Raw genomic sequence first — 17,294 nt, 5'->3', positions numbered from 1 at the left:
CGCACTGCAACCTGGCTGCGGATCGCAGGCTTACCAAGCCGGGTAGCGGCGCAGCCATGCCTGGTCGCTGGGCGGGCCGGGACTGAACTCGGCGAGCGCGTCCTTGGCCAGCGTCTCGACGATCTCGCGGAGTTCCAGCGTGTTCAACCACTCCTGCGGAATCGCGCGAGTTCCGTACAGCGCCCCGCCGATGTTGCCCGCCACGATCCCCGTCGAGTCGGAATCCCCCGAGTGGTTCACCGACAGCAGCAACGCATCCCGCAGGTTGTCCGTGGCCAGCACGGCGTAGAGCCCGATCGCGAGTGCCTCCTCGCCGACCCAGCCCTGCCCCAGGGTGTCCTTGAGCTCTTCCGGGCTGACCGGGCCCTTTCTCGCCAGCTCCACAGCTTTGTCGAGGACCTGCAGCTGCTCTTCGTGTCCACGCCACCGCAGCAGCAGTTCCCGAGCCAACCGAATGGAATCCGCCAACGACACATCACGGATGAGCTGGTGCACGATCACCGCCAGCACACCAGCGGACAGATACCCACTGGGATGGCTGTGCGTCAGCGCAGCCGTACCGAACGCGGCGTAGAACACCTCAGCAGGATCGCCGGACCACACCGCCACCGGTGCAGCGCGCATAACACCGCCGCAGCCCTTGGAATCGTTGATCGTGTGCTGCGGAGTGGCGTGCTGATGCGTCTGCGCAAACTTCCTCAACGCCGACATGCACGTACTCCCCGGAGCACGCGTGCTGAAGAGCTCCTGGCGCGTGATCAACCACCCATCGGGCTGCTGGAGACGCTGCGCATAAGGCCCACCCGCCTGATCCCAAGGCTGGTACTGCGTGTGGTACCAGCGCTGATAGGCGTGCTGCACCTCGGGAACCGGATCGTTGTCGACAGGATTCATCCGCCGAGCCACATGCGCCCGGATGAGCCCTTCGAGCGTGAAGAGCATCATCTGCGTGTCGTCGGAAACCTGAGCAACACCGTCCCGCAACACCGGATCGGTGAGCCCAGCGTCCCCGTGATTCCGCCGAATCGTCCCGATGTCCTCGAATTCGATGGCGAACCCCAACGAATCCCCGACGGCCCCGGCCAACATCGACCCCATGAACCGCTCGTGCGGCTTCGGCTTCGCCGGCTCTGCGGGCAGGAGCGCACTCGGCTGAAACGGTGAGTTCTCGCTTCGGGCATCAGATTGCGGGGTGATTCTCACCTTGTCCGGACCGAATTCGGTCATGAACGTTTCAGCGACGGACTCGAGCTGGGCGACGGGTTCGAGCTTCCGCCGCCAAAGCAGTGGGAATGCCTCCGCACCGTGTCGAGCACCGGTGAGCAGACCGGACACCTGCGCGTTTCGAGACCGGCTCCCTCCCGCGAAGGCGTGGAGAATCTCCGCCCATCCGCCGGTGTTCCGATCTCCGAGGTAGAGCGCCCGAGAGACCGTCTCCGGCCCGGAAGCGCCATCGCCCAGCTCTACTAGAGTCGCTTGTTCGCTGACGTCTTCACCTGCCGCCGCAAGGTGATCCAGCCTGCGGCGGAGCTCGGGGTGCTCGGTGCCCAACTGCTCCAGCAGCAACCTGGAGATCTGGTCCAGGCGGAGGTTCTGGCCGTTGAGCGCTCGTACGAGCGCCACAGCGAACACACCCGCGCTGGCCCGATCCTCCGAGTGCTCGCTGAGCAGACCAACCAGTTCTGCAGCTCGACGGAACGCATCCTCGTCCGGGCTGGTGATGCTGACCAGCGCGGCGGGAATGGAAGCGGCGAAACATCCGAGAGTGCCACCGAGTTCTGCCTCTCGAGCACGTGCCATCAGCGCAACATCGAGGTCCTCGCCTTCGCCGTGATCCGAGTGCGCGCGGATAGCGATCTCGACGGCGCTGACCAAGGCCGCTGAGTTCGGTGCCCGCCACTGCCGGGATCGGAGAGCGGCCAGCAACGCACCGCCGCCCGTAATTCCCTCCGCTTCGGCCGCGGCCCCTAGGGAATCTCCCAGCGCGCCACCGACGAGCATGCCCATCACCCTGCCGAGAACCTGGTACTGCCGCCGCGGCCAGGCGAGCGGAACGTTTCGGTCACCCCCAAAGACCATCCCGACCTGGCGGTCGACTTCGGCGAACCACGACATCGGAAGAAGACTCGGCCGGGACTTGATGTCCCGCCATGCCTGAAGCGTCTTCAACTCGTTCGGGGTCAGCTCGCCCTGAGCCGCAAGGCTGTCGTTCATCTCCAACTCCCCGTGCTCAGAACCCTGGGTAGGGTCCGGCCCAGTCGGGCGTCCATACCCGCTCCGGCAGTCCGACTTGAACGGCCGCGACGTCGAAGACCAACCGATCGATCACGTCGCGGAGCTCCAGCCGTTCCAGCCACTCCCTCGGAAATCCCTGCTCACCGTTTCGCGCACCGTGGAACCCGCCGACGAGCGGCGCGGCCGCGGGCAGGGCCTCCGCCGCGCGCCGCACGGCGGACTCGAAGTCAGCGTCGCGCGCCGCGACCACCGCAGCTACGGCCAGCGCGTTCGGAGCCGCACCGTCCTCGACGAGTGCTGACAACTCGCCCAGCGAGGGCGGCGGACCGGTCAGATCGCAAGAACTCAGCAGCCGCTGGACGTTCTCATCCGGCCACTTGGCCAGCTCGTCCACGACCACCTCGATGCCGTCTTCCAACGTCCCCCCGGACAGCACGGTGTTGACCATGACCGCATACGCGCCCGCACTCAGATATGCGTCTGGGTGCCCGTGCGTGAGCAATGCGTTCGCGGCAGCCTGCTCGAAAACGCGCTCCGGGATGTCCGACCACGCCGCCAGGGCGATCGCCCTTGGTAGCGCAGACGGCGTCCGGGCTCTGTTGATCGGCTTTGAGAACCACCCCGTCACGTTTTTCTCCGCGAATGCGGACAGCGCCTCGATGCACACCGGGTCCGGGTCGCGACGCTCGAAGAGTTCTGGGACCTTGATCAGCCACCCGGTCGGTTCGGGGACTTCTTCGAGGATGCCTGCGGTCACAGCCCTGTTCCACGGGACACCCTGGGTGTGCAGCCACCGCAACAGGCCCAGCAAGCTGATCATGCGCGGGATCAGCCTCTTCGTCTGACGCAGCCAGGTCTCCGTGCGAACCACCGCATCGAGGCAGAACAGCGTCATCTGGGTCGACGAGGAGAGCCGTCCGCGCACCACCACGTCGGCCAGCACGGACTCCAACGCCGCGAACGGGAAGTGCATGCCTATCCCGTAGAACGCGGACGCGTCCTTGATGGTCTTGTCGTACTGCAGTTCCTGACAGAACTCGTCACTGCTACGCCCGAAGACCCTTCGCACGCGCTGGGCGTCCCAATACCCCATGACGCGTTCGCCGTTGCGCCACTCGTGGTCCGTCGTCGTGTCCGACCGACCGCGGGTCTCCAGCACGACTTGCTCGTCGAGAGTCAACGATTCGGCGATCTTCCCTGTCAGCGCTGCATTCGTCTGCTGATGCTGATCCATCGCTCACTCCCGCCCGCGGTCGATCAGGTGAATCTTCCACTCACCCGATTCAGGATCGAAGAACTGCTTCGAGACCTCGAAGCGATTGCCGTCTGGCCAGAGGATTTCCCGCTCGTCCGGGTTCATGAACTCCAGATCCTTGGCATAGCGTGGCTCTTCGATGACGAACTGAACCCGATGCTTGCCGTCCACCTTTCCGAACTGGTCGAGCGGAGCGTCCTTGCTGGCGCTGGTGAACGCATTTTCCACGACATCGCTGCCCGGCTTGTAACGCTCCAGCAGCGCGTCCAGGTCTTGCGGGTCGACGCTGATGTTCCGGTAAGCAGCAGAGCCCGCATAATCCGGCATCTGATTGAGGGCACTGCGCAGGACCTTGATCTCCGGGGCCAGGTACTCCAGGTCCATCTTGTCCATGGAACGCAGCGCGTGGTTCAGCGACATCGCGTCCTCACCCACGTAGCGGCGCAGGCCCACCGCTTCGACGTCGGGAAGGTGAGCCATTTCCGGATACTCCGCACGCAACTTGGCAACGCTCTCCTCGAACGTTGCGCCGCGCAATCTGCGTTCGATGCGTTCCTGGTAGGCCTGGCGATCTGCCTCCGTAGCCCGGAAGCTGGGGCTCTGATCACCGACCGCTTCGAGCGCGTCGGGCCTTTCGGCCGCAGGCGCATGCATGTCCGCAACGGGGTCGTACGGGTGCATGTCCGGCGCGTGCGGAGCCACATCCGGAGCGTGCGTTCCCAGGTCAGGAGCGTGGGTAGCCGGACCGCTGGGCGAGTCGTCGGAACCTCCCAGCAAGTCCTCGATCCTGGATCGCACCGGAGGCTCGCCAGTGGCGGCCGCTCCGTCGAAGTCCGAGCGGCTCTTGGACGGATTGTCCGACGAAGCTCCCGGGATTTCATCGCCGGAGTGATGGCTCAAGGTGTGCGTCGGGGCGACATCCATCCTGGCCCACGACTCACGAACGCTGAGACCAGGCCCGGACTTCGACGGCTCAGGATCGAAATCGTTCCGCCGGCTCTCCGCGGGCTGATCAGGCCGCGAAGCAGTTGCATCCGCTCGCGCTTCCCTATCAGCTGTCTGCGGTGGCCGCGGCTGGTCAGCATGCTCCGCCGCAGAATCACCGACACCGGATCGCGACGGGGCCGGGCTTTCTACCTCGGTGGATGTCTTCCGCGGACCGCTCACGTCCAACGGCTGTGCCGGGCCGGCCGCCTTCGGCGGATCGCTGACACCAGCCGGCGGCACGCCATGCTGTCCAGACGGCCTGTCCAGCCGTGGTCCGCTGACGTCCACTGGTGGAACCGCTGGACGCGGTGCTCGCGGCGGTTCGCCAGGACCGCTCATATCGGTCCGCTGCTGGCCCGACAGACGCGTCAGTGGTGTCGTTTGCTGCGGGACGTTCGGAGCTTGCTGTGCCACCGGTGGTTGTGGTGCAGCAGCTGCCGGGCGCGATTTATCGGGGGCAGACTGCGCCGGCGGATTGGGCGCTGCAGCGGGTTGTTGCTGCAGCGGCGGGCGTTGCGCGCCGTGGGGTGCATTCCCCGCAGGTATGGGCGGCTGCTGCGCGGGGCGCGGCATGTCCGGTCGTTGCTGCGCGGGCGCCGGAGAGGATTGTCCTGCCGGTGGCTGCTGGCGCAGCGGCTGGCTCGCCGGCGGGGCTCCTTGCTGGACCTGCCCCCGTTGGGCCGGCCCCGGCTGGTATTGGCCTTGCTGAGGTGCTCTCGGCTGGGCCTGCCCAGGCTGGGGCGCGCCTTGTTGTTGCTGGTACGAACCCTGCTGAGACTGACCTTGCTGGAACTGACCTTGCTGGAACTGGCCCGGCTGAGGCTGGCCCGGTTGAGGTGCTCCTTGCTGGTACGGACCCGGCTGCTGCGCGGGACCTTGCTGGAATTGCGCAGGCTGGGGCGCGCCCGGCTGGAACTGGCCCGGCTGGAACTGGCCCTGCTGAGGCTGGCCCGGCTGAGGTGCTCCTTGCTGGTACGGACCCGGCTGCTGCGCGGGACCTTGCTGGAATTGCGCAGACTGGGACGCGCCCTGCTGGAACTGGCCCTGCTGGAACTGGCCCTGCTGGAACTGGCCCTGCTGGAACTGGCCCTGCTGAGGCTGGCCCGGCTGAGGTGCTCCTTGCTGGTACGGACCTGGCTGCTGCGTGGGGCCTTGCTGGAATTGCGCAGACTGGGACGCACCTTGCTGCGGCGCGCCCTGCTGGAACTGGCCCTGCTGGGGCGGACACTGCTGGAACTGACCTGGCTGAGGTCCGCCAGGTGCCTGTTGGCCTTGCGGCAGGCGCCATTCCTGCGGCAGGTGCGCCGGTTGCCCATGCTGCGGTTGCTGGGGTGGGAAGCCTTGTTGTTGCGGTGGCGAATGAGTACCGGGGTACCTCGTCGCCCAGTCCTCGTCTAGATCATCGGCTTTGTTCTTCTTGCTCCAGCGGTCGAACAAGCCGCGTTGTTCGGCGTTGGCTGCTTGGGCTCCGTGGCGGACCCATTCCGGTTCGTGGCCCGGGGGGTAGGGGCTGTCGTGGACCGCTTGGGTGCCGTCCGGGTGGAAGCTGGCCCACTGGCCCAGTTCGTCGAAGGTGGCTTGGACGCCTTCGGGGCCGTTCGGGTCCAGCTTCGCCCTGGACTCGCTGGCGTACATGTTGCCGAAGTTGTCGACCCACGCGTTGGTCTTCGGGGCGAGGACTTCGACGCCCAGTTCCTTCGACAGCTGCTGGGCGAAGTTCGGGGAGCCGTCCGGCAGGTCGGCGCCGGTGTTGCAGGACAGCAGGCGGACCGGGGCGCCCGGCTTGTAGCCCGGTGCGCCCTTGATGATCTCGGCCAATTCCTTCGCGGAGAGCTCCTGGCCGCGGAAGCTCACGCCGTTCGGGCTGCCGTGCACCTCGACCGTGTAGCGCTTCGGGTCGATGGACGGGTTCGGTTCCCGCCAGTGGTCCAGCGGAGTGCGCGGCGTGCCGGGCACAGCAGGACGCGGCGGCACCATCGAGAGACCCGACTTGGTGTTGCGGATCCCCGTGGGCTCGCTGCCCAGCTTCTGCCGCAGCTCATCCGAGACGTTCACCCGCTCGTGCAAGCCCGCGTTGAGGTTCCAGGCGTGCTCGTGAGGGACCGCCGGGGGACGCTCGGCCGCCATGGACTCCGCGGTGGAGCGCTCCGGAGCCGGTTCCGGCTGGTGGCCGGGGGATTCCTCGCGGACGGGCTGCTGGCGGTCCGGGCCCCAGCGCTGGTCGCCCTCGGTCCTGACGTTCGAGAACGAGTCGGAGCGGACCTGCGAGAACTCGTTGCGACCGGCGTCCGGATGGCGCGGGCCTGGTTGGTGCGCGGTGGGCGCGTTTCGGTTCGGCGCGTCCGGGCGTGCGTTCTGGGGGTGGGCGCCGCTCGGGTTCTGCCCGGACTCCGGGTGGCGCTGACGTGGCGCGTCCGGGTCGGCATCGGGGCGAGTTCGGGACGGGCCGTCCGGGTGCGTCGACCGGTCGGAGTGGGACGGACCGTCGGACCGCTGGTGCTGAGCGGGCGGGCCATCGGGCCGCGGTGCCGGCTGGCGCGACGGGCCGTCCGGGTACTGGTTGGGGCGGGCATCCGGGCGCGACGGATCGTTCGGGCGCGCGGGCGCGTCAGGGCGCGGCTGACCGCCCGGGTGCTGCGGCGTGTTAGGCCTCGACGCGTCCGGGCGTGACGGAGCATCCTGCTGCCTTGGACCAGCCGGGGGCTGCGGGGCGTTCTGCCGCGGCGGACCGTCCGGGTGCCCGGAACGGGCGGGGTTGACTGGCCCGTTCTGCGACGCAGGTGCAGCGGAACGCGGTGCGCCGCCTGGATGTTGCGGCGTGTTCGGGCGCGATGGCGCCTGCTGCGCGGGGTTCGGCCCGTCGGGCCGTCCCGGCCCTCCGGGACGGTTCGCACCGGCCGGACGCTGTCCGGCCTCGCTGCGCCGCTCCGGCGCGTCCGGCTTCGCCGATACGCGCGCGGACGGGCCCTCCGGCCCGCGCTGACGCGCGGCCTCGGGGCCGTTCCTCCCGGCTGCGCCGGGGCTTCCCGGGGTTCCGGTCCACCCGCCGGAACCGGTCCGTCCGGCGCCTCCGCCGGTCGATCCCGCCCCTCCGGACGCGCCGGCTCCGCCTGCCATGCCACCGCCGACTCCGCCGCCAGCGGCTCCGCTGGTCGACTGGTCGGAGCGGGTGGGCGGCGGGCCGGACACGGGTGCCGCAACACCTGGATCCGATGGCCGCGCAGGTGCATCCACATTGGACGAAGTGGTGCTCGCGGGGGTGTTCGGCGCAGCCGTGCCATGACCGCCGCCCGGTGAGCCGAATCCACCTGCAGGACCGCCAACCGGCCCGGCAGACCCACCCGAGGCCGGAGCCCCGGTCGGCGACGCACCGGAGTGCCCCGGACTCCCGCCACCGGGCTGCGGACCGCCGGAGTGCTGGCCACCCGGCTGAGGGCTGCTCCCACCGTCAGGACCAGCACCACCGGAGTGCGAACCACCAGGCCCGCCCGAGTGGGAACCACCGGGATTCGACCCATCGGAGTGCGAACCACCAGGCCCACCGTGCTGCGAACCACCGGGATTCGGACCGTCGGAAGGCGACCCGCCGGGGTGCGAGCCACCCGGATTCGGGCTGCTCGACGGCGAACCGTGCCCACCATCAGGCCCGGCACCACCGGAGTGCGAACCACCAGACCCGTCCGAAACCGGGCCAACGGACCCGCCCGGTTCAGAAGTGCCAGACCCACCCGGACGCGAACTGCTCGAGTCGGTACCGCCCGAGCTGTCCCCTGACGCCGACTGCTCCGACATCGCGGTCCGCGGGGAATCCGGCGCCGTGCGGTCATTTCCACCGTCCGCTGAGGACGACCCGCTCGGCCCATCCCCCGAACCGGAAGCCGTGTCCACCCCGCGACCGGATTCAGCGTTCCCAGCGGTATCCGAGCCACGCGGAGAACCCTGCCCATCACCACCAGCCGGAGTCTCCGAGTCACCGGAACCCCGAGGAGTCCCGCCGCTCGGCGAATCGGACTCCCCACCTGAGTCCTCGCCGGAGTCTCCACCCGGCAGGTCCGGCCCCCCGAACTTCGCCTTGTGCTTGCCCACGACGTCGGTACCCGCGACGTCGTCGATCTTCTTCCAGGAACTCTCGGCGAACTTGTCCGCGATCTTCCCCGAGACCTTGCCGGAGATGTCGACGTTGTCGGCGAAGTTGGCGATCTTGGTGACGCCCTTGGCGCCCATCTTGGCCAGGGCCTTCATCACGTCGCCGAAGACCTCGGCCATCTTGGCCAGCTTCGGGGCGACGTTGCTGATCGTCTTGATCAGCTTGGTGATGACCTCGCTGATCTTGCCGACGGTCTTGGAGATGAACCCCACCGCCTGCGGGACCACCCACGCCAAGGAGACGACGGGCGGCGCGAGGGCCTCGAGCGCGTAGGCGATCAGGCGCGAGATGCAGTCGGTGACCAGTTGCTGGACGAAGTCGCGGACGAATCCGACGACCTCGCCCATGACCGTCACGACCGAGCTGATCGTGCCGGACAGCTTGGCGGCGCCGGCGAGGGCTTCGCCCTTCTCCGCGGCCAGCTTGCGGTAGGCCTCACCGGCCTGGCCGGTCCACTCCGAGGTGTCCGACCGCACCGCGTCCTGGTAGGCGGTGGCGGCCTCGCCGACCGCCTTCGACACGTTGTCCCAGGTCTGCCCGTACGCGGCAACCCCGGCTGGGTCACCGGCGAGCCAGTCCAGCGCGTCCTGCAGGGGCCCGATGTGCTCGATCAGCCAGCCCACGCCGTAGGACACCAGGGTGCCGACCGGGTCGAGAACGGCGCCGACGACCTCCAGCGCCGCCGAGCCCCACGCCAGGCCGGTCTCGACCCAGTTCGAACCGTCGTTGAGCTCGGAGATCCCGTCGACCGCGTCGAGGATGCCGATCCCGCTGGTCCAGCTGTCGCCCTTGGTGATGAACCCGTCGTCACCCGACTGCTCGGACTGGGCCACGAGCGGATTGCTCATACCTCGACCCCACCGATCAGGTCGCGGTTCTGGTCGTCGACGGACTGGTAGTCCTCGGCGGCGCCGCGCACCTCTTCGGCGACGTGCTGCATGCCCTCGACCGCCTTCTGCAGGGTCTCGACGCCGATCCCCTCGACCATGTCGATCAGCATCGCGAACGGCTGACCGATCAGGCCGTAGGCGTCGTTGTCCACCTTGACCTGCTGCGACGCGTCGACCGCCACGTTCAGCTGGTCGACCACCGAGTCCACTTTGGACGCGTGGGCGCGCAGGTTCTCGATGACGACGTTCATCTCATCGGGCATCGCGAAAACTCCCCCAGGTCAAGGCTTTCAGCGCAGGAACGAACCGCTTCCGAAGTCGTCGTCGTCGAAGTCGTCGACCGGCTGGCGGCGCGGCGGCTGCCGGGGCGGCTCGGGTGGACGCTTCGGCGGCTCGTAGTCGTCCTCGACCGAGACCTGCACCTCCTGCAGCCCGGCGGAGCGCTGCGGCGCTTCTTCCTCCTCCGGCGGCTCCGGGAAGTACTTCCGGGACTGGGTCACCAGGTGCTGCGCGGCGGTGTCCTCCAGGCCCACGGTGTCGACGACGGCCTGCTCGACCATGTCCGGGACCTTGGACTGCGCCAGCTGCACCATGCTCATGATCTCGGCGGCGAGCTTGGCCATCGGCCGGCTGCTCGCGCTCTCCGCCAGCTGGAGGGACTGCAGCATCCCGCTCGAGTTGACCGTCACCTGGATCGCGCCGTCGCGGGAGGCCTGGGTGATCACGATCTGCTCGATCTGCTGCTGCATCTGGCCGAACTTCTGAGCCTTCTCCTCGGCTCGTTCCTGCCATTCGCGAACCATCCGCTCGGTGTTCGCGATGCTCTGCCCGATGTCCTCAGCCACGAGTCCCCTGCCACGAATAGCACTGCCTGCGGCGACGAACCGTACCAACGGCGAATGCCGCAGCGGGGCGGAAAGCGACAACTGCACGTGTAGCGATCATCACCCACCGGACGTTTGATTCCCCAGCCGCGACGCCCGACGCGCCCAGCCAGCACAGGCCGCCGCAAGCGCGCAGCGCTTAACCCACCCTCGCAACCGGCACCGCCGCGGGTTCTCAGCGTTCGCCTGGCGAGGACGGCCCAGCCGCCGTGTATTGGCATACATCAGGGTTGGCACCCGGAGTCCAGGCGGGCGCTGAGGTTCCGCCACCTGCACCGCCACGCAAAACGACCACGGAATCAATCAACCTCCGGGGCGGAGTCGGCGTCCGTCACCCTCTGCTCCGGCGTAGGGTCGGAGGGCGTGACGGTTGGATGGTCCCCTGCTGAGCTGCGCTTGGACCAGGGGCGTCCGGACAGCCGCGGGTTGGCCGAGGCGCTGCGCGCCGCGATCCGCGACGGGCGTCTTCCCGCCGGTTCCCGCGTGCCGTCCACCCGTGCCCTCGCGCAGGACCTCGGCGTCGCTCGGGGCACCGTGACCCGCGCCTACGACCAGCTGATCACCGAGGGCTTCCTGATGTCCCGGCAGGGCGCGCCGACCACGGTGGCCGATCGGCTCGCCGCGCCGGACCCGGTCGACGACGCGCCGAGCCCGGCGCCGCCCACCGCGCGCTGGGACTTCCGACCCGGGCGGCCGGACCTCAGCGCCTTCCCGCGCCGGGACTGGCTGGCCGCGAGCCGCCGGGCCCTGCACGACATCCCCGCCGACGACCTCGACTACGGGGACCCGCAGGGGCACCCGCTGCTGCGGGAAGCGCTCGCCGACTACCTCGCGCGCGTGCGCGCGGTGGCCACGGCGCCGGAGCGGATCATCGTCTGCAACGGCTACACGCAGGCGTTGTCGCTGCTCAGCAAGGCCCTTCACGACCAGGGCGTGGACTCGATGGACTTCGAGGACCCGTCCGCGCCGCAGCTGCGGACCATCCCGGCCAGCCTCGGCATGGCGGTGCGCGGCGTGCCCGTCGACGAGCACGGAATCGACGTCGAGCAGCTGCGCAGCGGGGCGGTCGTGGTGACGCCGGCGCACCAGTTCCCGCTCGGCGTCGCGCTGAGCTCGGCACGGCGGATGGCGCTGGTGCAGCGCGCCAAGGCCGAGGACCTGCTGGTCGTCGAGGACGACTACGACGGCGAGTTCCGCTTCGACCGGCAGCCCGTCGGTTCGCTGCAGGGCATGGCGCCGAACCACGTCGCCTACGCGGGCACCGCCAGCAAGACGCTGGCCCCGGCGCTGCGCCTGGCGTGGCTGGCGCTGCCTCCGCAGCTGGTCGATCCGGTCCGCACGCTGAAGATCAACAGCGGGTTGCACGCGCCGCTGTTCGAACAGCTGGCCATGGCCGAGCTGATCCGGTCGGGCGCTTACGATCAACACGTCCGCCGATCGCGCGCCGCGTACCGGAGGCGGCTGGAGCTGCTCGGCGCCGCGCTGGACGACCTGCGCGCGAACCACCGGCCGCACCCGGCCGGGATCTCGGCCGGACTGCACGTCACCTTGCAGCTCGACCCGGAGGGACCGACGGAGCGAGAAGTCCTGGCCCGGGCGCGGGAGCAGTCGGTGGAACTTGAGGTACTCGGGCCGCACTGGATGCGCGCGGGGGCCCATCCGCCCGGCGTGGTCGTCGGCTACGCCGCCCCGGCGGAGCACGCCTTCCGCCCCGCGCTGCAAGCACTGGTCGCCGTCCTCCAGCGGTGACCCGATCGGGCGCATGCCCGGCAAGTCCACAGCACAACAGGGGAACACCTGTTCTATTCTGGGTTCCCCGCCGCACGACACAGGAGACAGAGTTGACCGAGGAACAGTCGAGCACCGAGAACGCCCCGGCCCAGCCCGAGTCGGCGCAGTCCCCGGTCGAGCCGGCCGCGGAGACCCCGGCTGCCGACGCTCAGGCCGACACCACCGCGACCGACACCACCGCAACCGACACCGCACCGACCGAGCCGAAGCCGGAGGCACCGGCCGAGGAGGCGCCGAAGAAGCCGCGGGCCCGCAAGCAGAGCACCGCGAAGAAGACCCGCACGGTCGAGCTCACGTTGACGGTCACCGGCACCGCCGACGGCGAGTGGCAGGCGGACCTGCTGCACTCGGGCAAGCGCATCGTGCAGGGCCTGCCCATCGCCGCGGCCGCGGTGTCCAAGGCCGCTGCCGAACTGCACGAGGACATCTCGACAACCATCGAGAGCGTGCTCAACCAGGCCCGCCAGCAGCACGAGGCCAAGCTGGCCGAGCTGGAGGCCGAGGTCGAGCGCGTCCGCAAGGCGCTCGCCGAGCTCGAGAGCTGAGCCGACCCGGCTTCTGACCTTCGTCCTCGACACGCCGGAGGCGCGCTAGCCGCACCGCCGCGCAAGACGAGTCCGAAGCGGAGAAGACCGCAGGCCGGGCGTGCCGTGTTGGCCCCTCGACGACACGGCACGCCCGCCACAACCTGCACCGATCGACCGAGCCGATCCACGTCACGGTAACCCGCGCTGCTGCGCGATCCGAACCGCAGCTCCGGCCACCAGCGCCGCCGCCTCCCCCGCAATTGGTCCGTTCCGCGCACATTTCGCGGAAACGTCCCACATCGCGCGCCCGGATGTACGACTATCTGGGCGAAGGGCCACCAAGCAAACGGAGGAGGCGCAGATGTCCGCGGACCTGGACGATCTGCAACGCAAGCTCGAGGCGCTGAAGGAGGCCGGGCGCCGAGCGGAACAGCAGATGGGCGACTTCGGCCGGATGCGCGAGCAGATCAGCGAACTGCAAGTCAGCGCCACCTCGCCGGACCGCTCGGTGACCGTGGTCGCCAGCCCGGGCGGCGTGACGGACATCCAGTTCACCCAGGACGCGCTGCGCAAGTCCCCCGGCGACCTGTCCAACCTGGTCATGAGCACCCTCCAGCAGGCGGTCGCCGAAGCGGCCCGCCGCCAGGCCGACATCGTCCAGGAGTACGTCCCGGACAGCGACGTGCGCGAACAGGTCCTGCGCACCCAGGAACAGCTCTTCAACCCCGACGCGAACCAGCACCGCAGCGCCCCGGCGGACGACCCGGGCGACGACGACATGCCCGACTCGTTCCTCGACGGCGGGCGGTGACCCGTGGGCGGCTACAAAGCACAACCGGACGCGATCACCAGCTGCGGCAACAACGTCGGAGGCCTATCCAGCGAGGCGAACTCCATCAAGGAGAAGGCCGCTGCCGCAGACGTCCCGGCCGTCTCTTGGGGTGCCCTCGGCGCCATGATCCTCCGAAGCGACTACACCGAGCTGTACCAGGCCTTCATGCAGCACCTCGATGAGATGGTCACGGGACTGACCAAGGCCGGCGAGGACATCAGCGAGTGCGGCAAGGACTACCAGAACGTCGATCGCGAGCTCGCCGAAAAGCTGAAGCAGATCAGGGTCGACGCCGGGAGCCAGTACTGATGCCCAGCAACACTGAAGCGCTTCTCGAGAACAGTGCGGTAAGCCCGATCGCGGCACCGGTCGACGGCTCTGCCTTCGGGAAGCTGCCGTTCGTCAAGGACATCATCAGCGCGAGCGATCACGCTGGCCAGGGCGATGTCGAAGGCCTCAAAGGCGATATCGACAGCTACCTGACCAGCGCGACCAGCTTCGCGATGGACCCGATGGGCTTCCTCATCGGCACCGGCGTCGAATTCGTGATCAACTTCGTCGCACCGGTGCGGGACGCCATCCAGCTCGTCACCGGCGACAGTGAAGCGCTGGCCGCTGGTGCCAAGGCGTTCGACCAGGTGAAGGGTGACATCGACAAGCTCGCCGGGAAGCTGGTCGAGACGCTCGACGGCGAGCTGTCCGGCTGGGACGGCGAAGCCGCGGACGCCCTGCGCACCAAGATGGCCAAGTTCATCGAGGGCGTGCAGTCCACCGGCGACCAGGCCAACAACATTTCCCAGATCCTGCAGATGAGCGGCACCTTGATGGAGGCCGCCGAGGGCGTGATCAAAGGCATCCTCGCCGACTTCCTGACCTGGGCGATCACCACCTGGATCACGGCGACGGCCTCGGCCGGGCCGACTTTCGGCGGATCCATCGCAGCAGCAACGGCTGTCACCACTGCGGAGGCGGGCATCACTTGTGCCCGCGCCGCTCAGCAGATCCAGCGGATCACCACGATCATCGATCGCGTCATGACCGTGATCACCGCGATCAAGGCGATCCTCGACACGATCCGCGCTTACAAGGCCTGGGAGAAGATCAAGTCCGGCGGCGGCAACGGTGGTCAGGACGCTGTCGGCACCGGCAGCAAGGCTCTGGGTGACGCGACGAGCAATACCGCCGAAGAGCGGAAGGCGCTGAGCCAACTCGGAGATGGCTACGCCAGCGAAGCGAAAGACCGCGGCTACCAGGTCGACAAGCCGGAGAAGGCCGGACAACAGGGCAAGATCTGGCAAGTGGGCGAAGACGGTACCCGCACCCAGGTGGACAGCTCCGGAGATGTCGCCACAGATCGGCACGGCCGCCCCATCACCTCCGAGGCCCCCGCGCCTAGCGGCTACGGCGCCAAGGAAGTCGGCAAGGCCGCGTTGAACAGCTACGGGTCCAGCGTCTCCACGGCGGCTGACAAGCTGGAACAGCAGGCTCAGGACGGCGGCTTCAGCGACGTCCCACCGGACGAGACGATCAGCGGCGACCTCAACTGGTGACCGCAGACCGAGCAGTCAAAGCGGGGTGCCTTCCAGCGGAACTCTGACCGCTGGAAGGCAGCCTGCTGCGTTGTACAGCGATCCTCAGCCGAACTGAGCCTGCAACTGCGCCAGCGGAACGTGCTGCTGATCCGCCTGCAAAGCAGCCGGATCCTGGTACGCCGCCGGTGGGATCCATCGCATGATCTCGTCTGCGATCCAAAGCAATGTGTCGACCACCGCGGGGTCAAGCGGACGCTGCAACCAGACGATGAGCTTTCGGCCGGACAACCGGAAGCCCAGAGCGCCAGCGGCTCCGCGGATCTCGGGCAGCCCTCGGTCCGAATTCGCCAGCCAGAACGCACGCGGTTCGGTGAGTACTGCGTGCGCGTACGCAGGACTGGCGTCGAACACGTGGAAGCTGCTCCACTTCCGCGATGTCGCCGGGTCGATGATCGGAACCTCAGCAGTGGGCCGCCCCTGAAACACCCCCCGGGATCGGTTCAAGCTGAGCAAGTCTCCGAAGTCTTCGAGCCCGTCCCGCTTGTCATCGACCAATAGCTCGGGAACCGGGGCTGGCATTTCGACGACCGCCACGCTGAACGACTCCCACTTGGCAACGCTTCTCGAACCATTCAGCGCCACACCGTTGGTGTTGTAGACCGTCGGGCCACTGCCACCCGCCAAGCCCTTGTACTTGAAGTCGATCTGCATCGCCACTGCCGGCATGCCCCGGTGAAAGCCGCTCAGCGCGAGCGGGATCTTCTTCCGCCGGTACCGGTCGAACGGCTGCCCGGGCAAACCCTTCAGCGCACTCTTCCGGACGTTCCACGAGGTCCGCCAGCCCTGCTGCTGCATAGCTCCCCACTCTCCTTCCCGGCCAACGAACCGCTGCCATCGGCCGGCAGAACGACGTCCTCAGCCAACCGGAATCTGCCACTGCACCAGCGGAACGTGCCGCTGATCCGCCTGCGCGGCAGCCGGATCCTGGTACGCCGCAGGAGGAATCCACCGAACGATCTCGTCCGCAGCCGCGAGCAGCGCGTCCACGACCGCGACACCGCCCAGCTCGGTGTAGGCCCACACGACGAGCTTCCGCCCCGAGAGCCGGAAGAACACCGGCCCGCTGGAGCGGTTGCTCTTCAGCCAGGTCGCCCGCTCCGGCGTCAGCACCGCGTGCGCGTACGCGGGATCGGCGTCGTACAGGTAGTAGTCGCCGAGGTAGCCGTCCGCCGCGCTGAACGCGATGGACGGGCCACCCGTCGCGACCTGGCCGACGGCGCGTCCCTGGAAGAGCCGCTGCGCCTTGTTCAGGAAGAACAGGCTTTCCACGTCGCCGAGCAGGTTCCGCTTGGTGCCGACCAGCAGTTCCGGCACGGGCGCCGGCAGTTCGACGACCACGGCGCTGATCGTCGTCGTGTGCTCGACGGTCTTCGACGGCTCGACGTACCTGTCCGCCCCGGGCGAGTAGTACGACGGCCCCGTGGTCGCCTTGTGCAGGTGCCGGAAGTCGACCTGCGCGACCATCGCCGGCGCACCCCGGTGGTGGCCGCGCATCAGCACCGGAACCTGCTTACGCCGGTACTCGTGGAAGGGCTGCCCGCGGAGCTGGTCCAGCACGCTCGACGGCACGTTCCAGGCGACCTGCCACCCCTGCTGCTGCGCCCACTGCGCCAGCGGAGCCCGCGCAGGTTCCGGGCTCCGGACCTCGCCTTCGCACCAGACCCGCACCGGCCTGGAGTTCAGCAGGAACGCGCACCCGAACATCAGCAGCGCGATGCCCAGCCCGATCAGGAGCGATGCCGCGCTCCCAGTGCTCGCCGCGCCCATGATGAGCGCGGCGAGCACCATCACCAGGCCGAAGAACACCTCGACGCCGAACAGGACTCCGCGCGCGGACTTCTTCCCGAGCCAAACCCCGATCAGCAGCCCGACGCGAACGAGCGCACCGACGACGACCAGCAACAGGCGGACCGCGTTCGCCGCGCCGTACGAACTCGATCCGAGCCCCAGCACCCAGACCAGCTCGAGCAGCACGTCGACGACCAGCACAGCCGTGATGACCAGCAGAAACACCGTCGGCGGGTGCGCCGGACGCACCCTTTCGGTCTGTCGGTTCATCACGACGTTCCCCATCGACGTGGTTGGTCACCTGCCGCCGCACACCGTAACCGGCACACCGCGGCGCTCAAGCCCCGAACAGGCGGTTTCCGGACG

The 17,294-nt window shown here is 68.5% G+C and carries 13 protein-coding genes; 6 read left to right on the top strand and 7 right to left on the bottom strand.

Annotated elements, in window-relative coordinates:
• Window positions 1–30 precede the first annotated feature (30 nt).
• Genes OU415_RS06110 through OU415_RS06100 form a run of 3 tightly spaced genes read right to left on the bottom strand, consistent with a single transcriptional unit; the run spans window position 31 to window position 6,604 of the window.
• Window positions 31–2,214: an ADP-ribosylglycohydrolase family protein gene (locus tag OU415_RS06110; protein WP_270947593.1), complete on the bottom strand. Its 2,184-nt coding sequence runs from the start codon at window positions 2,212–2,214 to the stop codon at window positions 31–33.
• A gap of 16 nt (window positions 2,215–2,230) precedes the next feature.
• Window positions 2,231–3,469, bottom strand: a complete 1,239-nt coding sequence (locus OU415_RS06105) for an ADP-ribosylglycohydrolase family protein (RefSeq protein WP_270947592.1) — start codon at window positions 3,467–3,469, stop codon at window positions 2,231–2,233.
• A gap of 3 nt (window positions 3,470–3,472) precedes the next feature.
• Window positions 3,473–6,604, bottom strand: coding sequence for a hypothetical protein (locus OU415_RS06100; protein ID WP_270947591.1), 3,132 nt, complete (start codon window positions 6,602–6,604; stop codon window positions 3,473–3,475).
• A gap of 1,951 nt (window positions 6,605–8,555) precedes the next feature.
• Here OU415_RS06100 and OU415_RS06095 point away from each other — a divergent pair.
• Entirely contained in the window at window positions 8,556–8,897 is a 342-nt protein-coding gene (locus OU415_RS06095) for a hypothetical protein (protein ID WP_270947590.1), read from the top strand.
• A 571-nt stretch (window positions 8,898–9,468) separates the two neighbouring features.
• Here OU415_RS06095 and OU415_RS06090 read toward each other — a convergent pair.
• Together OU415_RS06090 and OU415_RS06085 are read right to left on the bottom strand one after the other, a co-directional pair.
• Window positions 9,469–9,777 (bottom strand): ESX-1 secretion-associated protein, encoded by a 309-nt coding sequence (locus tag OU415_RS06090; RefSeq protein ID WP_270947589.1) that lies wholly within the window; start codon window positions 9,775–9,777, stop codon window positions 9,469–9,471.
• A gap of 27 nt (window positions 9,778–9,804) precedes the next feature.
• Window positions 9,805–10,359: a YbaB/EbfC family nucleoid-associated protein gene (locus OU415_RS06085; RefSeq protein WP_270947588.1), complete on the bottom strand. Its 555-nt coding sequence runs from the start codon at window positions 10,357–10,359 to the stop codon at window positions 9,805–9,807.
• Between the two features lie 402 nt (window positions 10,360–10,761).
• On the opposite strand from OU415_RS06085, the gene pdxR reads away from it, so the two are divergent.
• The 5 genes from pdxR (at window position 10,762) to OU415_RS06060 (ending at window position 15,098) form a co-directional block, all read left to right on the top strand.
• Complete coding sequence (gene pdxR / locus OU415_RS06080) at window positions 10,762–12,147, top strand: MocR-like pyridoxine biosynthesis transcription factor PdxR (RefSeq protein WP_270947587.1); 1,386 nt, start codon at window positions 10,762–10,764, stop codon at window positions 12,145–12,147.
• Between the two features lie 92 nt (window positions 12,148–12,239).
• The gene (locus OU415_RS06075; RefSeq protein ID WP_270947586.1) at window positions 12,240–12,734 is read left to right on the top strand and encodes a DUF6319 family protein; all 495 of its coding nucleotides are present in this window, start codon (window positions 12,240–12,242) and stop codon (window positions 12,732–12,734) included.
• A 343-nt stretch (window positions 12,735–13,077) separates the two neighbouring features.
• Window positions 13,078–13,527, top strand: a complete 450-nt coding sequence (locus OU415_RS06070) for a YbaB/EbfC family nucleoid-associated protein (protein ID WP_270947585.1) — start codon at window positions 13,078–13,080, stop codon at window positions 13,525–13,527.
• A 3-nt stretch (window positions 13,528–13,530) separates the two neighbouring features.
• Window positions 13,531–13,857, top strand: coding sequence for a hypothetical protein (locus OU415_RS06065; RefSeq protein ID WP_270947584.1), 327 nt, complete (start codon window positions 13,531–13,533; stop codon window positions 13,855–13,857).
• Complete coding sequence (locus OU415_RS06060) at window positions 13,857–15,098, top strand: WXG100 family type VII secretion target (protein WP_270947583.1); 1,242 nt, start codon at window positions 13,857–13,859, stop codon at window positions 15,096–15,098. The genes OU415_RS06065 and OU415_RS06060 overlap by 1 nt, the downstream gene beginning before the upstream one ends.
• Before the next feature lie 84 nt (window positions 15,099–15,182).
• Here the strand turns inward: OU415_RS06060 and OU415_RS06055 are convergent, their stop codons facing one another.
• Window positions 15,183–15,935, bottom strand: a complete 753-nt coding sequence (locus tag OU415_RS06055; protein ID WP_270947582.1) for a hypothetical protein — start codon at window positions 15,933–15,935, stop codon at window positions 15,183–15,185.
• A 60-nt stretch (window positions 15,936–15,995) separates the two neighbouring features.
• Complete coding sequence (locus OU415_RS06050; protein WP_270947581.1) at window positions 15,996–17,198, bottom strand: hypothetical protein; 1,203 nt, start codon at window positions 17,196–17,198, stop codon at window positions 15,996–15,998.
• Window positions 17,199–17,294 lie beyond the last annotated feature (96 nt).

It is taken from the genome of Saccharopolyspora oryzae, from assembly GCF_027853915.1.
Classification (GTDB): Bacteria; Actinomycetota; Actinomycetes; order Mycobacteriales; family Pseudonocardiaceae; genus Saccharopolyspora; species Saccharopolyspora oryzae.
The sequence above is the reverse complement of the archived record's forward strand: the minus strand, read 5'-3'. Positions and strand labels throughout refer to the sequence as shown.

Coding starts and splice junctions, on each gene's coding strand:
- OU415_RS06090 (WP_270947589.1), bottom strand. CDS start 9,777: ATGCCCGATGAGATGAACGTCGTCATCGAGAACCTGCGCGCCCACGCG.
- OU415_RS06055 (WP_270947582.1), bottom strand. CDS start 15,935: ATGCAGCAGCAGGGCTGGCGGACCTCGTGGAACGTCCGGAAGAGTGCG.
- OU415_RS06100 (WP_270947591.1), bottom strand. CDS start 6,604: ATGGCGGCCGAGCGTCCCCCGGCGGTCCCTCACGAGCACGCCTGGAAC.
- OU415_RS06060 (WP_270947583.1), top strand. CDS start 13,857: ATGCCCAGCAACACTGAAGCGCTTCTCGAGAACAGTGCGGTAAGCCCG.
- OU415_RS06110 (WP_270947593.1), bottom strand. CDS start 2,214: ATGAACGACAGCCTTGCGGCTCAGGGCGAGCTGACCCCGAACGAGTTG.
- OU415_RS06070 (WP_270947585.1), top strand. CDS start 13,078: ATGTCCGCGGACCTGGACGATCTGCAACGCAAGCTCGAGGCGCTGAAG.
- OU415_RS06105 (WP_270947592.1), bottom strand. CDS start 3,469: ATGGATCAGCATCAGCAGACGAATGCAGCGCTGACAGGGAAGATCGCC.
- OU415_RS06050 (WP_270947581.1), bottom strand. CDS start 17,198: ATGAACCGACAGACCGAAAGGGTGCGTCCGGCGCACCCGCCGACGGTG.